Annotated in this window: 12 protein-coding genes; 5 read left to right on the forward strand and 7 right to left on the reverse strand. The window is 71.0% G+C overall.

Features of this window, described 5'->3' with window-relative positions:
* Window positions 1-4: 4 nt before the first annotated feature.
* A complete protein-coding gene (locus tag AB0O93_RS08555) occupies window positions 5-661 on the reverse strand; it encodes a signal peptidase I (protein WP_363342397.1) in 657 nt (218 codons plus the stop codon).
* Complete coding sequence (locus tag AB0O93_RS08560) at window positions 658-1,338, reverse strand: SipW-dependent-type signal peptide-containing protein (RefSeq protein ID WP_363342399.1); 681 nt, start codon at window positions 1,336-1,338, stop codon at window positions 658-660. The genes AB0O93_RS08555 and AB0O93_RS08560 overlap by 4 nt, the downstream gene beginning before the upstream one ends.
* Window positions 1,339-1,632: 294 nt before the next feature.
* Here AB0O93_RS08560 and AB0O93_RS08565 point away from each other — a divergent pair, with 294 nt between their 5' ends.
* Window positions 1,633-4,140, forward strand: coding sequence for a LuxR C-terminal-related transcriptional regulator (locus tag AB0O93_RS08565; protein WP_363342401.1), 2,508 nt, complete (start codon window positions 1,633-1,635; stop codon window positions 4,138-4,140).
* 39 nt (window positions 4,141-4,179) lie between these two features.
* Entirely contained in the window at window positions 4,180-5,685 is a 1,506-nt protein-coding gene (locus tag AB0O93_RS08570) for a protein adenylyltransferase SelO (RefSeq protein ID WP_363342403.1), read from the forward strand.
* A 22-nt stretch (window positions 5,686-5,707) separates the two neighbouring features.
* Here AB0O93_RS08570 and AB0O93_RS08575 read toward each other — a convergent pair whose 3' ends face one another.
* Window positions 5,708-6,415, reverse strand: coding sequence for a GPP34 family phosphoprotein (locus AB0O93_RS08575; RefSeq protein ID WP_363342405.1), 708 nt, complete (start codon window positions 6,413-6,415; stop codon window positions 5,708-5,710).
* A gap of 154 nt (window positions 6,416-6,569) precedes the next feature.
* Here AB0O93_RS08575 and AB0O93_RS08580 point away from each other — a divergent pair, with 154 nt between their 5' ends.
* Window positions 6,570-7,418: a tryptophan-rich sensory protein gene (locus AB0O93_RS08580; protein ID WP_363342407.1), complete on the forward strand. Its 849-nt coding sequence runs from the start codon at window positions 6,570-6,572 to the stop codon at window positions 7,416-7,418.
* 14 nt (window positions 7,419-7,432) lie between these two features.
* Here the strand turns inward: AB0O93_RS08580 and AB0O93_RS08585 are convergent, their stop codons facing one another.
* Together AB0O93_RS08585 and AB0O93_RS08590 are read right to left on the reverse strand one after the other, a co-directional pair.
* The gene (locus tag AB0O93_RS08585; protein ID WP_363342409.1) at window positions 7,433-7,633 is read right to left on the reverse strand and encodes a hypothetical protein; all 201 of its coding nucleotides are present in this window, start codon (window positions 7,631-7,633) and stop codon (window positions 7,433-7,435) included.
* A 42-nt stretch (window positions 7,634-7,675) separates the two neighbouring features.
* Entirely contained in the window at window positions 7,676-11,467 is a 3,792-nt protein-coding gene (locus AB0O93_RS08590) for a hypothetical protein (protein WP_363342411.1), read from the reverse strand.
* A 127-nt stretch (window positions 11,468-11,594) separates the two neighbouring features.
* Between AB0O93_RS08590 and AB0O93_RS08595 the strand changes: the two genes are divergently transcribed.
* Window positions 11,595-12,077: a DUF4916 domain-containing protein gene (locus AB0O93_RS08595; protein ID WP_363342413.1), complete on the forward strand. Its 483-nt coding sequence runs from the start codon at window positions 11,595-11,597 to the stop codon at window positions 12,075-12,077.
* Window positions 12,078-12,221: 144 nt separating this feature from the next.
* Window positions 12,222-14,834, forward strand: coding sequence for a LuxR C-terminal-related transcriptional regulator (locus tag AB0O93_RS08600; RefSeq protein WP_363342415.1), 2,613 nt, complete (start codon window positions 12,222-12,224; stop codon window positions 14,832-14,834).
* Between the two features lie 50 nt (window positions 14,835-14,884).
* Here the strand turns inward: AB0O93_RS08600 and AB0O93_RS08605 are convergent, their stop codons facing one another.
* Both AB0O93_RS08605 and AB0O93_RS08610 read right to left on the reverse strand, forming a co-directional pair.
* On the reverse strand, window positions 14,885-15,382 hold the full coding sequence (locus tag AB0O93_RS08605) for a hypothetical protein (protein WP_363342417.1): 498 nt from the start codon (window positions 15,380-15,382) through the stop codon (window positions 14,885-14,887).
* A 263-nt stretch (window positions 15,383-15,645) separates the two neighbouring features.
* Window positions 15,646-16,356, reverse strand: a complete 711-nt coding sequence (locus AB0O93_RS08610) for a spermidine synthase (protein ID WP_363342419.1) — start codon at window positions 16,354-16,356, stop codon at window positions 15,646-15,648.
* Between the last annotated feature and the right edge of the window lie 48 nt (window positions 16,357-16,404).

Consider the following 16,404-nt stretch of genomic DNA (forward strand, 5'->3'; position numbering starts at 1 on the left):
CAGATCAGCCGGCGGGTTCCGGCTCGGCATCCGTGACGACATCCGCGACGACATCGGTGTCGTCCTCGGATGTCGGACGCGCGGGCGCGGGCCACAGTGCCCACGCCACGACGAAGGCCACGAGGACGGCGCCGCCGAGCATCACCGCGGGCGTCTTCGCCCAGATGATGACCCAGCCGATGCCGGGAGCGCCGGCGAGAACACGCGCGGCCTCGGTGACGACGTAGGGCTTCAGGTCCGCGTTCTCGTTCGCGTCACCCTGCAGCGTCAGGCTACGGGCGTCGGGATTCGCCACGACGGGGGCGATGTCGACGATGCGGTGCGTCACCTGCACGTTGGCGTCCGGGCGACGGACGGTGACGATGTCGCCGACCGCGAGATCGCTCGCCTCCACCGTCTGCGTCACGGCCGCGGCGCCGGTGGGGAGGGAGGGGGCCATCGACCCGGTGACGAAGACGATGATCCCGAGGCTCCAGACGGCGCTCGCCGCAAGCCAGGCGACGGTGAGGATGCCGAGGCATCCGAAGACGGTGGTCACGGCATCCCGCACCCGCTCCATGGGAGCGATCACGTCGCCCTCGCGGGCCGGAGCCGCGGAGTGACGGGACGACGCGGCGGCGTGCGCGGCGAAGGGGCGGGATGCCGTGACCAGCTCGCTCACGAGGTGGCCACGAACTCCCAGGCCGGCGCGACCGCGCGATCCATGTAGATCGACGGGTCGTCCTCGTCGTTGACCGACTCGGGGAGCGTCACCTCGAAGCAGTAGTACTGCACCGATCCGGATGCCGCCGCCAGCGCCTGCGCAGAGTCTCCACCGGTCGAAGCCAGGTCTCCGTCGGCGATGATCGTCGCGCCGCCGGTGAAGGCGGTGGCATCGCAGGCGAACGCCGTCGCGCTCGTGGCGACGCGGACGTCGAGCGCGGCGAAGAGGAGCCCGTCGGGGTCGTCGGCGGGGATGCCCGCTGCCGGCACGGCCGGCTGCAGCTCGACATCGCCCGCGATCGAGGTCGCCTTGGTGCGGAGCGCAACGGACGCGTACACGCTGTCGCCCGGAGAGAGGTCGGTGCCGAGGATGTCGACGGCGGAGAAGACCATCTCGCCACCGGGGTTCTCGGGCTCGTCGTCCCAAGGTCCGTCGAAGGTCGGGGCGTCCGTGTTCTGCTCGATCGCGAAGGTGGATGTTCCCACGCCCGGCCCCCCGGCGCCGTCACCGCCGAACACCCATTCCGTGTCGGTCCACGCCGCGAGGGTCGCGGCGACGCCGAGTCCGAGGGCCGCGCCACCGGCGGCGATGGCGAAGATCCGGCGCCGGACGGTCCGGCGCTCTTGCTGCTTCATGAAAACTCCGATCATCTGCGAGCCGCCGTGCCGCTGCTCGACGGGCGGGTGGGAGGACCCGCGCTGGAGAGCCTGGCGAGCGAGGACCGCGACGGGCTAGCGAGGGCGGCGGGAATCCGTACGAATACCCGTGCCGACCGGTAATCGCTTGCTGGATGTTCGGGGAAAACCCGTAGTCGTCGACGATGCCCAGTAGTGGATTACGGGGTCGAGTGCGGAGAAAGGGGCAGACATCGCCCAGAGCGGTCGATATCGTGAGGTCCACACCGAGCCAATGCCATCGCGGGGGGAACCATGAGGGCAGCGGACTCCCCCGGTGGGGACGATTTCGCGCGCAGTCTGCGTCGCGTCGAGCCGGACGACATCGTCACGGAGCTCGTCGCGCGGTCATCCGTGGCGCTCGTCGGTCCCGTCGGGGCGGGGAAGACGACGACGCTCGATCACGTCGTGAGAGACCTGGCGGATCGCGGCATCCCGACCCGGCTGATCCGCGCCATCGCGATGGAGGGGCGTCCGTTTCTGACCCCGGAGGACATTCCACCGGTCGAGACCGTTCTCGTCGTCGACGACGCGCAGAACCTCGACGAGCGGAGCGCCTCCGTGCTCACCGAGGCGATGTGCCGACGCGGTGCGGTGATCTGCTTCTCGGTGGAGGTGCCGACCGTGGTCCGCGAGACCTTCGACCCCGTGACGCGCGCCCTGCTGGCTCTGGGGAGCCGCGGATTCGCGCGCCGCATCGATCTTGCGCCTCTGAGCGATGACGAAGCGTCGCGCCTGCTGCGCGACGGCGTGGACGGCGTCATCGATGACGTGACCGTGGACGCGATCGTATGGATGGCGAACGGATCCCGCGCTCTTCTGTGGGAGTTCGAGCGGATCGCCACGGACGCCGTGAAGAACGAGCACGATCCGCTCATCGCCGTTCGCGAGGCGCCCGGATGGACCCGGGCGGGGGCCGCGGTGATGGCGCACCTCGCGACGCTGGACGACGGGCACCTGGCGACGCTCGTTCTGGTGCATCGCTTCCCCGGCATCGCGTCCTCCCACGCCGCGCGGATGCGACCCGTCCAGGAGATCGATGAGCTCCGAGCGGCCGGTTTGCTCCACCGCGACCGGTCCGACGCGCGGGCCCTGTGGGCCAATCCCGTCCTCGCGCGCGGCGCGGAACGCAAGCTCGGTCCGGAGGGCGTTCAGGCGCTCGTCGACGCGGCCCTCCTGCGGATGCTCGAGGCCGATGGAGGATGGTGGAGCCTGCCGATCGCCGCCGCGATCGCCGATCGGGTGCTCCGTGATGATGCCCTGCCCGCCCCTTCGTCCGAGGAACTGCGGCGACGGGCGCTGCGAGATGCTGCCCGATGGTGCAACGACGAGGGGCGGCATGCGCTGGCGGAGGCGTACGCCTCGGTGGGACTCGCGCTGAACCACGAAGACCTCGGTCTCCGGCTGGAGCTCGTGCACGCGCGCCTGTGCGTGGGAGACACCCGGATCGAGCGGTTCGCCGCAGAGGACGTGATTGACGACGCAGACCTCTCGCGCGCCTTCCTCGTCGCCCGAACGTGGGAGGCCCGAGGCCACGGCGCCAGGGCGGAAGAGCTCCGGACGGCGCTCGCGCCGGGCGTGGCGCGCGATGACGACCCTCGGGTGTCGCTCGCGCACGTGGATTCCCTCGTGTGGGCGCTGGACTGGCGCCGCGCGCGCAATGAGGCGCATCATGCGGCGAGCGCGGCGACCGGGATGTGGCGGATCTCGGCGTGGCTGATGGAGGCGTACGCCCGCGCACAACTGGGGGATGCGGACGGCGCCATCCGTCTTCTGGTGCGCGTGGAGGAGGCAATCGGCGAGGGAGGCATCCCTGGCCTCGGAACAACAGGCCGCCTCTGGATCCTCATCGTCGCTCAGATCACCCATCTGGTTCTCGGCGACGACGCCCCGGGTATCGACGAGCGGATCGCTCGCGAAAGGCGACGAGCCGTTCGGGAAGGCGATGAGCGGGTCATCGGCATCGCCGGACTCGCGACAGCCCTGACCGCGGCGGTGCGGGGGGACAGCGCCGCCGCGCTCGCGAGTCTGAATGCTGCTCGCACACGATTCCCGCCCCTGCGGAAAGACCTGTCGGTTGCGGGCGTGAAGCTGTGGATCGCCCAGTTCCTGGCTCAGCACGGGCGTACGCGGGAGGCGCGGGACATCACCGACCGGGTCGAGTCCGTATGGGCGGACGGCCCGCTCGCCCTGCGGCACGCGTGCGCCGCCGCCCACTCGGTGATCGATGCCTTGGATGAGCGGTTCGAGGAGGCGGCGCGCGCGGTCCGGCAGGCGCTGTCGTTCACGACGGCGCAGGAGACGCCGATGCTGAGGGTTCGAGATCTCTATCGCGCCGTCGCCCTCGATGTCGACGGCAGCCGGTCACAGCTCGAGATCGAGAGTGCGGTGCTCGCCGGGAAAGCCCCGCTGACGCGACTGCTTTCGGACCTCCCGGTGACTCTCATGGAGGATCCCCGTCCCGCGGAGCTTCACGCGGTCTTCACGCGCACGCTGATCACCCGGTCGCCGTCGTCGTCGCGCGGCCCCGCGTCCAGCTCGCGAGGGACGGCGACCTCCGCCACCGACCTCCTGACGCGGCGTGAGGTCGAGATCGCGGGCCTGATTGCGGCGGGCCTGTCGAACCGTGAGATCGCGGAGCGCCTGTTCCTGTCGGTTCGCACCGTCGAGTCGCACATCTACCAGGCGCGCGGCAAGATCGGCGCGGACTCCCGCCGCGACCTGGGCGAGCGCGTCGCGCTCCCGGCACCCGCCCGTCCCTGACCGCGCCAACGGGACGGAACCGGGACGTACGCTCGAGGGATGGGACCGACGACCGCGACGCTCACGCACCGGTTCGCCGACGCGGTGCCGGAGATGGCGGTCGCGTGGCGGGCGGACGAGCCGCCGGCGCCCGCGCTTCTCGTCCTGAACGACGCCCTCGCGACGGAGCTCGGCCTCGATCCGGCGTTCCTCCGCACCCCGGAAGGCCTGGCGTTCCTCACCGGCACCGCCCTGCCCGACGGTGCCCAGCCGGTCGCGCAGGCCTATGCCGGGCACCAGTTCGGCGGGTACAACCCCCGCCTCGGTGACGGACGCGCCCTCCTCCTCGGCGAGCTCACCGCGCCCGACGGCACGATCCACGACCTCCATCTCAAGGGGTCCGGACCGACGCCGTTCGCCCGCGGCGGCGACGGGTACGCCGCGGTCGGACCGATGCTCCGCGAATACGTCGTCTCCGAGGCGATGCACGCGCTCGGCATCCCGACGACGCGCGCGCTCGCGGTCGTCGCGACCGGCCGGGACGTCGTCCGCGAGCAGATCCTCCCCGGCGCCGTCCTCGTCCGCACCGCCTCGAGCCACCTCCGCGTCGGCAGCGTCGTCTTCGCGAACGCCCACGCTCACGCGACCGGCGATCGTGCCCTCCTCGAACGTCTCGTCGACCACGCGATCGCGCGCCACGACCCCGGCATCGACCCCGGCATCGACCCCGGCGCATCCGCCGCCCCGGCCGCTCGCGCCCGCGCGCTCCTCGACGCCGTCGTCGCCCGTCAGGCCGACCTCATCGCGCGGTGGATGCTGGTCGGCTTCGTCCACGGCGTGATGAACACCGACAACATGACGCTGTCGGGAGAGACCATCGATTACGGCCCGTGCGCCTTCCTGGATGCCTTCGATCCCGGCGCGGTCTACAGCTCCATCGATCGGCAGGGCCGCTACGCGTACGGCAATCAGCCCGGCCTCGGCGAATGGAATCTCGCCCGGCTCGCCGAGGCGCTCCTCCCGCTCCTCGGGGACGACACGGATGCCGCCATCTCGGTCGCGCAGGACGCCCTCGACGCCTATCGCCCGGCGTACAACGCGGCGTGGTCGGCCGGCATCCGTGCGAAGCTCGGCCTCTCCGCCGCCCACGAGGGCCGCGACGAGGACGCCGTGCCGGCGCTCGTGTCCGACCTCTTCGACCTCCTCGCCGTCTCGCGCGCCGACGCCACCCTCTTCTTCCGCCACCTCGCCACGGCCGCCCGAGGTGACGCCGCGCCCCTCCGCGCCCTCGTCGCCGACCCCGGCCCGGTCGACCTGTGGCTCGCGCGCTGGCTCGCTTTCACCCCCGATCCGGACGCGATGGACCGCGTCAACCCGCTCTGCATCCCGCGCAACCACCTGGTCGAGGAGGCGCTCGCCGCGGCATCCGACACCGGCGATCTGACACTGCTGCATCGACTGACGGATGCCGTCCGCTCGCCGTTCACGGCCCGCCCGGGTCTCGAGCGCTACGCCGAGCCAGCTCCCGACGCCTTCGGCCCGTACGTCACGTACTGCGGCACCTGACCCGACACCGGGCCCCGGTGTCTCACGGCCGGCTCGAGATGACCCCCGCGATCACGAGGGAGCTCGCGACACCGGCGACGACCGTTCGGGCGACGGCGGATGCCGCGGCGGCGGCGCCCCAGTCGCCCTGCTCGAACGCCTTCCCGCGGGTGTAGACGGCAGAGTTCCACGGGATCTCGCGGTCGAACCAGGGGAGGGTGTCGCTGGCGGAGAGGAGCCCGGCGAGTGCCGCGGTGCGCGCGTCGGGGTCGGCGCCGCCGACGAGCGCCGCACGCACCCCCGCGATGAGCTCGGCGCGGCGGTCGCCGCCGAGCGTGTAGTGCGTCGAGGGGAAAAGACCGAGGGTCTTCCGGGTCTCGGCCCGCAGCTCGCCGCGCGCGACAAGGCGCTCGAGGGCGGGTTCACGCAGGTTCGGCCCGACGGCCGCGAGCACCGTCTGCACGTCGCGGGGCTTCTTCTGCAGATAGTCCCAGACCGGGGCGACGAGCTCATCCTCCGGTCGCTCGTCGCCGGTCGCCGAGACGGGCCGGGCGAACAGGCGTCGGCCGTCGACCTCGACCGCACCGGTCAGGGCGAGGTCGGTGACGGCGGCGCCGCCCAGGACGTAGAAGAGCACGTTCTCACCGGCGATGGTGCCCGAATCCGGCTGGAAGAGGAGCAGCAGCACGTCTCCCACGAGGGACGGCTCCGCAGGGGACGACGCGGCGGGGATCGTTCGGTCTTCGCTCATGTCTCCAGGGAACACCGTGTTCCCACCACAGGGTCAAGCTGGGCGCAACCCCCTGCATCCGCCCGCCATCGAGAGTAGGAAGACATAAGAGAGAGTCTCGCCCCGCGCCCCCGGCGCCGCTCGAGCCCGAGCCGATCGAACAGAGGAGCCACCCGTGTCCACGACAGCGAAGACGCGCGCCGACCGCCGCGACAGCACCGTCCCCTCGCGGGGGATCGCGCAGCAGATCATCATCCTCGTCAGCTCGGTCCTCGCGATCGTCGCCGCCTTCATCGGGTCGGGCGCGTTCTTCGGGACGCCCATCCAGGAGGCCGCGGGCGGGTTCCTCAACTCCGACTCCACCCTCATCGCCCCCGGAACCGGCGCCTTCCGCATCTGGAGCGTCATCTACACCGGCATGCTCGCGTACGCGATCTGGCAGGCGCTCCCGGCGCAGCGGAACGACGCGCGGCAGGCGCGCATCGGCTGGTGGGTCGCGGCATCCCTCATCCTCAACGCCATCTGGATCGGTGTCGTCCAGGCCGACCTCCTGTGGCTGAGCCTTCCCGTCATCGCCGCGCTGCTGGCGGTCCTCTGCCGCATCTTCGTGATCCTCCGCCGTACGACCCCGAAGAACAAGGTCGAGATCGTCGTCGCCGACGGCGCCATCGGCCTCTACCTCGGGTGGGTCATCATCGCCACCGCCGCCAATGCGACCGCGATCCTCGTCGCGACCGGTTTCGACGGCTTCGGCATCGCGCCGGAGTTCTGGTCCTCGCTCGTGCTCGGTGTCGCCGCGCTCATCGGCATCGCGCTCGCCTTCTGGGGCGGTGGCCGTATCGCGCCGGCCCTGTCGCTCAGCTGGGGTGTCGCGTGGGTCGCCGTCGCGCGGTTCACCGACGAGCCCTACTCGCCCGCGACCGGTGTCGCCGCGATCGTCGCCGTCGTCCTCATCGTCGTCGCGACGGTGGTCGCCCGCATCCGCCACGACCGCGCCCGCCGCGGGAGCGCCGTCACCCGCTGACGGATGCCCGCCCGCTACTCGTCGCTTCCTCGTGCGCGCCCGCGCGCATCGACGAGGACGCCGATGACGATCCCCGCCAACAGGCCGAGGCTCGCGCCGAGCGCGATGTTGTCGAGGAGGAGAAGCCCGATCACCGCGCCGAAGGGAAGGCCCAGTGCCAGACCGAGCGCGATGCCGTTCTTGGGATTGTCGGTCGCGTCGTCGGAATCAGCCATGACGTCGGGCTAGCCCGACCCGCCCTCTCATCACCGCGCCCCCTAACGCACCGTGACCGTCAGCGGAGCGGATGCCGTCTCCCCGGCAGCGTTGCGGAACACCGCCACGAGCTCGTGGGTGCCCGACGCGACGTCCTCGAGTTCCACCCGCACCCGCTGGGCGGAGGGAGTCGCGGCGTCGAGCTCGCCGGAGTCGACGACCTCGCCGTCGAGCAGGATGTCGTACGCGTCGGCGTTGGTGCCCCACCAGAGGTTCGCCGTCACCGTGAAGTCGCCGTCGCGATCCCAGTTGTCGTGGGACACGACCGGCTTCCCCGGGGCGGCGGCGTTCACGACGACCGTCGTCGACGACGTCTCCGTCATGCCCTGCGCGTTGACGAGCTCAGCGGTGTAGACGTAGCGCCCGTTGGGCTTCCCCTCGATGCGGAGCCCGGTCGTCTGCGACATCCCGGCGGTCGGCTCGAGCACGCGGGTCTCGATCAGCTCGCCGTTCTCGAACAGGCGGAACACCGTTCCCGGCACGCCCCACCACAGGTTCATGACGACGTCGTAGGTCCCGTCGTGGAGGCCGTCGTCCCATCCGCTCGTGTTCGACAGGGTGCCCCGCCCGGGAGCGGCGGTGAACGAGTCCCCCGGCACGAGCAGCACGGTCGAGGTCTCGACGGTCTCGAGCCCGGCGTTGTTCACCGAGGTGGCGACGACCTCCACCTCGCGCCCGTCGCCGTCGAGTCCGAGCTCGGACAGGATCACGTCACCGGATGCCGGCACCGCGACGCCGTCGATCGTGACCGCGAGTGTCCGCACACCGCTCTCGGGGTCGTCCGCGGCCACCGCCAGGGCGAGCGGGTCGTCGACCGAGACGATGCCCGACGGCATCCCGTCGATCACCGGCGCGGACTCGTCCGCCGCGGGCGCGCCGACGTACGAGATCGCGGCCATCGGCGGCTCATCCATCCCCGCACCGAGGAAGAATGACGGGTTCGGCGGCTGGTTGTAGGCGGAGTTCTGGTTCGCCACGGCCAGTCGGTACTGCGAATCGTGCATGAGGGTCGGGATCCGTGTGTCCGCGACATCCGTCGTCGTGTGGATGCGGATGCCGCTGCCATCGGCGAGCCGCACCGCGATCTCCTCGCGCCAGTCGCCGAAGAGATCGGCCTGGATGACGGGGTTGCCCTTGGTGGTGTTGTTCGTGAGGGTCCCCTCGAAGCGTGCGATCTCGACCTCCTCCTGCGCCGCCGGATCCCATTTCGAGATCGTCGGGACACCCGCCGAGATGGCGATGTCGTAGTCGTGGTCGGTGATCTCCCGTGTGAGGTCGCCGTCCCACCAGGTGACGAAGTTCGCCGCGGGGATGTCGTTCGACAGCACCGTGCCGTCGGCGGCGTTGAGGGTTCCGACGCGGGAGTTCCACGCGAAGTCGCCGCCGATGTTCCAGGCCTCCGCGCCCGGAGATGTCGGGTCGATGTCGGCCGCCGTTCCGCGCCCGGTGTCGCGACTGCCCTCGTTGGCCCAGAGGATCTCGCCGGTCTCGGCATCCCGCATCGCCGCGATGATGCCGCCGTTGCCGCTCGGGCTCTCGAAGACGCTGTAGATCTCGAGGCCCGGGCGGTCGGTGACGAAGTCGCCGACGTGCTGCGCGTCGCCGTGGAAGAGGCGCGAGTTGTACAGCGGCGTCCCGTCGTCATCGATCGTCAGCGCACCGAACACGATCTCGTCGAGACCGTCGCGGTCGACGTCGGCGACGGTGAACTGATGGTTGCCCTGTCCCTCGTAATCCCCGCCGGCCTCGTCGGAGTCGAACGTCCAGCGCTCGACGAGCTCTCCGTCGACGAGGTCCCACGCGACGACGACGCTGCGGGTGTAGTAGCCGCGGCTCATCACCAGTGACGGGTTCTCGCCGTCGAGGTAGGCCACGCCCCCGAGGAACCGGTCGACGCGGTTGCCGTACCCGTCGCCCCAGGCGGCGACGTTGCCCCGGCCGGGAAGGTAGTCGACGGTGTCGATCGCGGCGCCGGTCTCCCCGTCGAACACGGTGAGGTACTCGGGGCCGGTGAGGATGTAGCCGCCGGAGTTCCGGTGATCGGCGTCGGGGTCGCCGATGACGCTGCCCTCGCCGTCGATCGTGCCGTCGGCGGTCTTCACCGCGATCTCCGCGCGACCGTCGCTGTCGAAGTCGAACGCCTCGAGCTGGGTGTAGTGCGCTCCGGCGCGGATGTTCCGACCGAGATCGATGCGCCACAGGCTCGTGCCGTCGAGGCGCACCGCTTCGATGTAGACGTTGCCGGTGTAGCCGGACTGGGAGTTGTCCTTCGCGTTCGAGGGGTTCCAGAGGAAGATCAGCTCGTACTGTCCGTCGCCGTCGACGTCCGCCACGGTGCCGTCGCCGGGAGCGTAGGTGGCCGTGCTGCCGTCGGGCATCGTCTGCGGCGCCGGTGTGTCCAGCGCGATGTCGAGGTAGCCGGATGCCCACACGCCGAACTCGTCCGTCACCGACACCTCGCGGTCGCCGATCTGCGCCGTGACGAGGTAGGCGGATTCGGCCGTGCCGTCGGGGTCGACGAGGTTGGTGGTGTCTGTGATCGGGGCGTCGGTGATCTTCGCGCCGTCGCGGTAGACGGTGAAACCGAGGTCGCGGTCGTCGAGGCCGAGGAGGCGCCAGCCGAGGTAGACCCCGGCATCCGTCGTCACCGCGACGGGGGAGCGGTCGAGGTACTCGACGTTCCGCACCAGGGTGGTGGCGGCATCCGTCGCGTGCACCGCGGACTCCTCCGACGCACCGCCGGCGTTCACCGCGACGATCTTGTAGAGGTAGGGGCGTGTGGTGAGGACGTCCGTGTCGGTGTAGGTCGGCTCGCTGACGCGCGCGATCTCGGTGAAGGGGAGATCCTCCCGGGTGGAACGGAACACCCGGTAGAGCGCGGCGCCCTCGACTCCGTCCCACGCGATGGTCACGCTGTTGCGCTCGATCGACGTCGTCACCAGCCCGGAAGGCTGTGCGGGCGGGGCGACGGACGCATCGGTCACCGAGGCCGTGACGCGCTCGCCGGTACGGGAGGTCCGTTCGCCCTTCACCGTCGCCACGGCGTAGTCGTAGCTCTCGCCGAGCTCGACGTCGCTGTCGACGTACGTGGGGGGAGTGGCCGCGTCGAAGGGCGCCGCCACGGTGGCGATCTCGGTCAGGTCTCCGCCGGGGGCCGCGCGGAAGATCGTGTAGCCGGTGGCTCCGGCGACCGGCTCCCACCCGAGCGCGACGACGGGGACGTCGGCGTTCACCGAGGTGGCGAGCGCGAGCGGAGCGGGCAGGGGCGTCTGCACGAGGATGCCGTTGATGCGACCGTCGCCGGATGCCGAGATGGTGAGCTGTCCGTCGGCGACGAGGATCTCGGGGAAGAACTCCTCGTGCACGTCGCCGCTCGACGTCCGCGGGCCCGAGAACGCGGTGCCTTCGATGTCGAACGTCGTGCGGTTGCCGGCGATGAGGTCGCCCGCCCACGTCGTGACTTCGTAGGTTCCGTTGGGCACGTCGACGGCGAAGGTGGAGCTGCCGGCGATCGTGAAGTCGCGTGCGACGAGGTCGTCGCCGCCCCGGTCGCGGAACGCCCCGGGTGCGACGGTGAAGCCGTAGCCGAGCTCTGCGGTGTAGGCCGATCCGGGGTGCACGCCGGTCCATCCCTCGGCGACGGGGGAGGCGGGTCCGCCGAAGTCGAAGCGCAGATCGACCTCTTCGTTCGCGGATGCCGGGGCCGCCACGATTCCGCCGGAGACGATGATCGCGCCCCCCGCCAGGGCGGCGATCGCGGTGCGGAACCTCGTCGTACGTCGCAGAGCAGTCACTGAATCTCCCTTGAGTCAGTTAAGGAAAGCGTTTCCCAAGCTGTGTCCCATCTTGGCCCGTTCCGCAGTTTCGCGTCAAGGAATCCGCGGTTTCTCCCGCAGTTCTCATCCGCGCGAGAATCGATGCATGACCTTCCTCCCCGCCGATCTGTACGCCCGAATCGAGGAGTCGATGCCCATCGCCTGCGTCGACTTCGTGCCCGTCCGCGAGGTCGACGGCCGTCGCGAGATCGGCCTGATCTTGCGCGATTCTCCGCACGGTCGCGTGTGGTGCCACCTGGGTGGTCGCATTCAGCGCGGCGAGACGATCGCCGCCGCGATCCGTCGCCACAGTGTCGACACCCTCGGGCTCGCACCCGACCTGCCGCTCAACCCCCAGCCCGACTACGTCTACGAGTGGTTTCCGTCCGCGGTCGCACCGGATGACGGCACCGTCTTCGGCGATGATCCCCGCAAGCACGCGATCGGCCTGTCGTTCACGATCGCGCTCGAAGGAGATCCGCAGCCCCACGACGAGGCCCTCGACTTCGCCTTCTTCGCCACGGATGCCCTGCCCGACGATCTCTGGCCCGGATGCCGGGATCTCTTCGAGCGGATGGGTCTGGCCTGAGGGCGGTCAATTGAGACCAGGCGATCCGACGAGACCAGGCGATCCGACGAGAACAGGCGATTCCGTCACCGATCGTCCTGTTCTCGCCTGATCTCCTGTTTCTGCGCGGCCTCGCGTCACCCCTGGGCTCGATAGCGTCGGGGTGTGACCACCGAAGGCCCCACCCCGTCGTGGCCGCTCGCCGCGCGCCCCGATCTCGTCGAGGACATCGTGCGCCGGATGCGCGCCCGCCCCTCGCGTGCCCAGTTGCTCTCGGGTGGGACGGGGATCGGGAAGACGACGCTCGCCCGCGGGGTCGTCGCCGCCCTCCGGGAGGAGGGGCGGATCGTCGTTCCGATCGTCGGCGTGGCCGAGCTGCGCGGCGTCCCCGCCGCGGCGCTGGCCCCGGTCCTCGCGACGGCCGGAGTCCCTGAGCCTGCCGCGATCCCGTCAGACGACGCCGATGTGATCGGCGAACGCGTGCACCGCTTCGTCGCGACGGTCGGGGCGGGGGCATCGCGCTACGCCTTGGCGGTCGACGACGTCTCGCTCGTCGACGACGTCACGGCCGGTGTGGTCTATCAGCTCGTTCGCGTCTTCGGGGTGCCGGCCGTCTTCACCGACCGCGTCGAGCGGGCGCTGTCGGCGACCGTCGCGCGGCTCGACGCCGAGGGGCTGCTCGACCGCGTCGATGTTCCGCCGCTCACCCCGGTGCAGCTCGTCGCGCTTGCCGAGGAGTATCTCGAGGAGCCGCTTCACCCGGATGCCGCGCGACGCCTCGCGGACGCCAGTGCGGGCAATCCCCTCGTGCTCCGCGAGCTGCTGGTGACGGCGGAGCGCGAGGGCCGCCTGCGCCCCACGACGGTCGGCGTCGAGATCGACGAGATGCGTCTGGCCCCGCACCTGCTCGACGCGGCCCGTGCGCACCTCGCCCCGTTGTCGTCCTCCGAGCGCGAGCTCGCAGAGCTCTTGGCGCTGGCGCAGCCGTGGACGGCGGACCTCGCATCCGCCATCGACGATCGGGCGCTCCGGAACCTCGTGTCGCGAGCAGTCGTCCGGGAGACCGTCGATGCCGGCCGCCGCCGCGTGCGCCTCGCGCACCCGCTCCTCACCGAGGCGCTTCTCGCCGATCTCGATCCCGAGCGCCGCATCCAGCTCGTCCGGCGCGCGGCGGAGGCGCTCCGCTCCACCGGGGACCAGGACGATCGCCGCACGGCGATCCACCTCCTGCCCGAGGGGGACGCGGATGCCGCAGAGCTCGAGTGGGCTGCTCAGGCGGCCGCATCCGCGGGCGACCCCGAGACGGCACTGCGCCTGGCCGACGCCGCCGATCGTCTCCGCCCCACGGCTGCCGCCGCTCTCGTCCGCGCAGTGGCGCTCTCGGCGCTCGACCGCGACGCCGACGCGGCGTTCGTCGCGGCATCCGACCGAGCGGTCGATGACGAGATGCGCGCAGTCGTCGCCTTGCGGCACGGGCAGCATCTGGCGTATCGCCTCCGAGATCCCCGTGCCGCCGCGGATCTCGCTCGCGCCGTGCTCGACCGCATCGATCCGGATGCCGGCGGCGCGCTCGCCGCTGAGGCGGTGAAGTGGCGCGCGATGGCGGGCGACGTGACCGCCTATGAGCCGTCGGCGTCGCCGTCGTCGCTCGCACAGCTGGGCGGTGACCTGACCGAGGCGATGTTCGCGACGATGGGCGGGAGCATCGCGCAGGCGCAGGCGGCGATCGACCGCGGCCGGCCGCTGGCCGACCGGCATCGCGCCGAACTGCCGCACGCCGAGAGCCTGCTCGCTCTCTCGCAGTTCCTCGTCTTCGTCGGGTCCGGCGACATCGGCAGTGCACGGGTGCTCGCCGAGGGGCGGCGGCTCGACGGAGAGGCGGATGCCGCCGGTCTGTGGACCTACACGCTCGCCCTCATCGCCCTCCACGGGGGGCGTCACGATGACGCGTTCGATCTGGCGCGGCTCGCGGTGCGACTGCTGGAATGGCGCGACTTCACCGGTCTGGTGGACGTGGCTCGAGCACTCGCCCGCACCTGCGCGGCCATGAGCGGTGACGACGCGTCCGCGGTGCGGAACTCTTCCGGCGGCCCCGCGCCGACGGAGGTGAAGGCGGTCCTGCAGCTCGCCGAGGCCGACGCATGGACGGCCGCGCGTGCCGGTCGCGATGACGAGGCCATCGCGCTCCTCCGCGCGGCGGTGGAGGAGGGTGTGCGCCAGCGCCACCATGTCCTTGCCGCGCTCACGGCGTCCACGGCGATCCGGCTGGGTCGCGCGCGTGATGTCGTCGATCTCCTCGAGAGCGCCGCCGATGCCGGCGGAGCACCGCTCTGCGTCCTTCTCGCCGATGTCGCGCGCGCCCGGGCTCGGGGTGATTACGCGCGCTACGTGGACCTTCTGCCGTCGCTTCGTCGCGCGGGCCTCCTCGGCGTCGCGCGTCGCATCGCGGAGGATGCGGCGGTGCGGGCGGGGCAGGGTCGGGCGCGCACGCAGGGGCGGATCGCCGCAGCCGACCTCGCGGCGCTCACGTCCGCGGATCCGCTGCGCCTTCCCGGCACCGGCGGAAGCGTGGACGAGATGATGCTGTCGCCCCGGGAATGGCAGATCGCGCGTGCCGCGGCGATGCGACGGCGCAGCCGCGAGATCGCCGCCGAGCTCGGCCTCTCGGCACGGACGGTCGACAACCACCTCGCGCGGGTCTACCGCAAACTCGGCGTCTCCGGCCGAGATGACCTCGCGACGTTGTTCGACGCGGACGATCCCTCGGCTGCGCGCTGAGCGCCGCCGTCCCCCGGGCGGCGCTCAGCGGGTCTCAGGCGGGGGCGCGGTCAGGAAGTCACGGGCGTGATCGTGTACGAGACCGTGATCCCTTCGTCCGAGACGGTCCAGCCGTAGACGATGCTCCAGTCGGCGGACTTCAGGACCAGCCCCTTCAGTTCGCCGTAGTCGGTCTCGCTGAGCACCTCGAAACCGGAGGCGATGATCTCGTCCGCGGTCGCGCGCGCGGTGTCTTCGCTGTCCACCTCGACGGACAGGCTGAAGCTGTCACCCATCTTGATCGCGGAGAAGAGGCGCCCTTCGGGCACCGGCAGTCCCGGCCAGTCCGTCGGCAGCGAGACGCCGTCGCCGGTCACGTCGACATCGACATCGAGGTCCTCACCGCTCTGCTCCGCGACCTGTTCGACGACACCTTCAACGATGTTCTCCGGGGTCGGTACGAGGGAAGCGCACCCGGCGAGTCCGAAGATCAGGATGGGGGTCGCGAGGAGAAGAGGCAGTGCGCGGCGGCGCCCCGCTCGGGCAGGGAAGACAGGCTGTTCGGGCATGTGTCCGATCCTGCGCGCGACCGCATCACCGCGGCAATGAGTAGAGATTGCTCACCGTCTGCCTGAGCTCCTGAGGGGAGGGGTCGGAGCGCGACCTCCGGGTGGCCGGCCCACGGCCGCTGCCGAGGCGCGAACGGCGGGCCGCCATTCGGTGAGGAACGCGGGAGATTCGGTCGTGTCGGCGGCGTGTCGCGCCCGAAAACGTTGATTTCTCCCCGGGGTTTCACATCGCGGTTCGATGCGGTCGGATCCCCGGAGGTCCCTCACGCCTCCGAGGTCGTGGCGACGTAGACGGTGTTCGCCGATGTCCCGCCGGTGAGGCGGTTGGCGAATCGCACCTCGTGCGCCTCGGCCGCGCCGAACACGGTCTCGAGGTCGCGGAGGAACGGCTCTTCGGTGGGATCGTCCGACCACAGTGCGAACACGCCACCGGGTCGCAGATGTCCGCGAAGCGCGGTGAGCCCGGCGACGGTGTAGAGATCCGCGTGGCTCGGGTCGAGCGTGTGGCGCGGCGAGTGGTCGACGTCGAGCAGGATGACGTCGTACGCCCGGTCGTCGGTGCCGGGCGGGCACCGGGCGACGGCGAAGAAGTCGTCGTGGATGAGCGACGTCCGTTCGTCCCGCACGAGCGTCGCCGACACCGGCAGCAGTTCGCGCCGGTGCCAGTCGATCACCGCCGGCAGGGCGTCGATGACGTCGACGCGCTGCACGCGCGCATCAGCGAGCGCCGTCACCGCGGTGTATCCCAGACCCAGCCCGCCGACGAGCACGTCGAGTCGATCACCGGATGCCGCATGGAGCCCGAGCGTCGACAGCTCCTCTTCGGCGACGGTGAACAGGCTCGACATCAGGAATTCCTCGCCGAGCTTCACCTCGTAGATGAGTTCACCCGTCGCGGGATCCGTCCGTCGCCGTAGGGTCAGGTCGCCCATGCGGGTCGGTTGCCAATCCAGTTCTTCGATCCGCGCGATCATCGCACTCCTCATCGGTCGTCGACCCCACGCTATGCCCGCGACACCCAC

The sequence above is a fragment of the Microbacterium sp. NPDC077184 genome (assembly GCF_040687055.1).
Classification (GTDB): Bacteria; Actinomycetota; Actinomycetes; order Actinomycetales; family Microbacteriaceae; genus Microbacterium.

Coding starts and splice junctions, on each gene's coding strand:
- AB0O93_RS08560 (WP_363342399.1), bottom strand. CDS start 1,338: ATGAAGCAGCAAGAGCGCCGGACCGTCCGGCGCCGGATCTTCGCCATC.
- AB0O93_RS08565 (WP_363342401.1), top strand. CDS start 1,633: ATGAGGGCAGCGGACTCCCCCGGTGGGGACGATTTCGCGCGCAGTCTG.
- AB0O93_RS08570 (WP_363342403.1), top strand. CDS start 4,180: ATGGGACCGACGACCGCGACGCTCACGCACCGGTTCGCCGACGCGGTG.
- AB0O93_RS08575 (WP_363342405.1), bottom strand. CDS start 6,415: ATGAGCGAAGACCGAACGATCCCCGCCGCGTCGTCCCCTGCGGAGCCG.
- AB0O93_RS08585 (WP_363342409.1), bottom strand. CDS start 7,633: ATGGCTGATTCCGACGACGCGACCGACAATCCCAAGAACGGCATCGCG.
- AB0O93_RS08595 (WP_363342413.1), top strand. CDS start 11,595: ATGACCTTCCTCCCCGCCGATCTGTACGCCCGAATCGAGGAGTCGATG.
- AB0O93_RS08605 (WP_363342417.1), bottom strand. CDS start 15,382: ATGCCCGAACAGCCTGTCTTCCCTGCCCGAGCGGGGCGCCGCCGCGCA.
- AB0O93_RS08610 (WP_363342419.1), bottom strand. CDS start 16,356: ATGATCGCGCGGATCGAAGAACTGGATTGGCAACCGACCCGCATGGGC.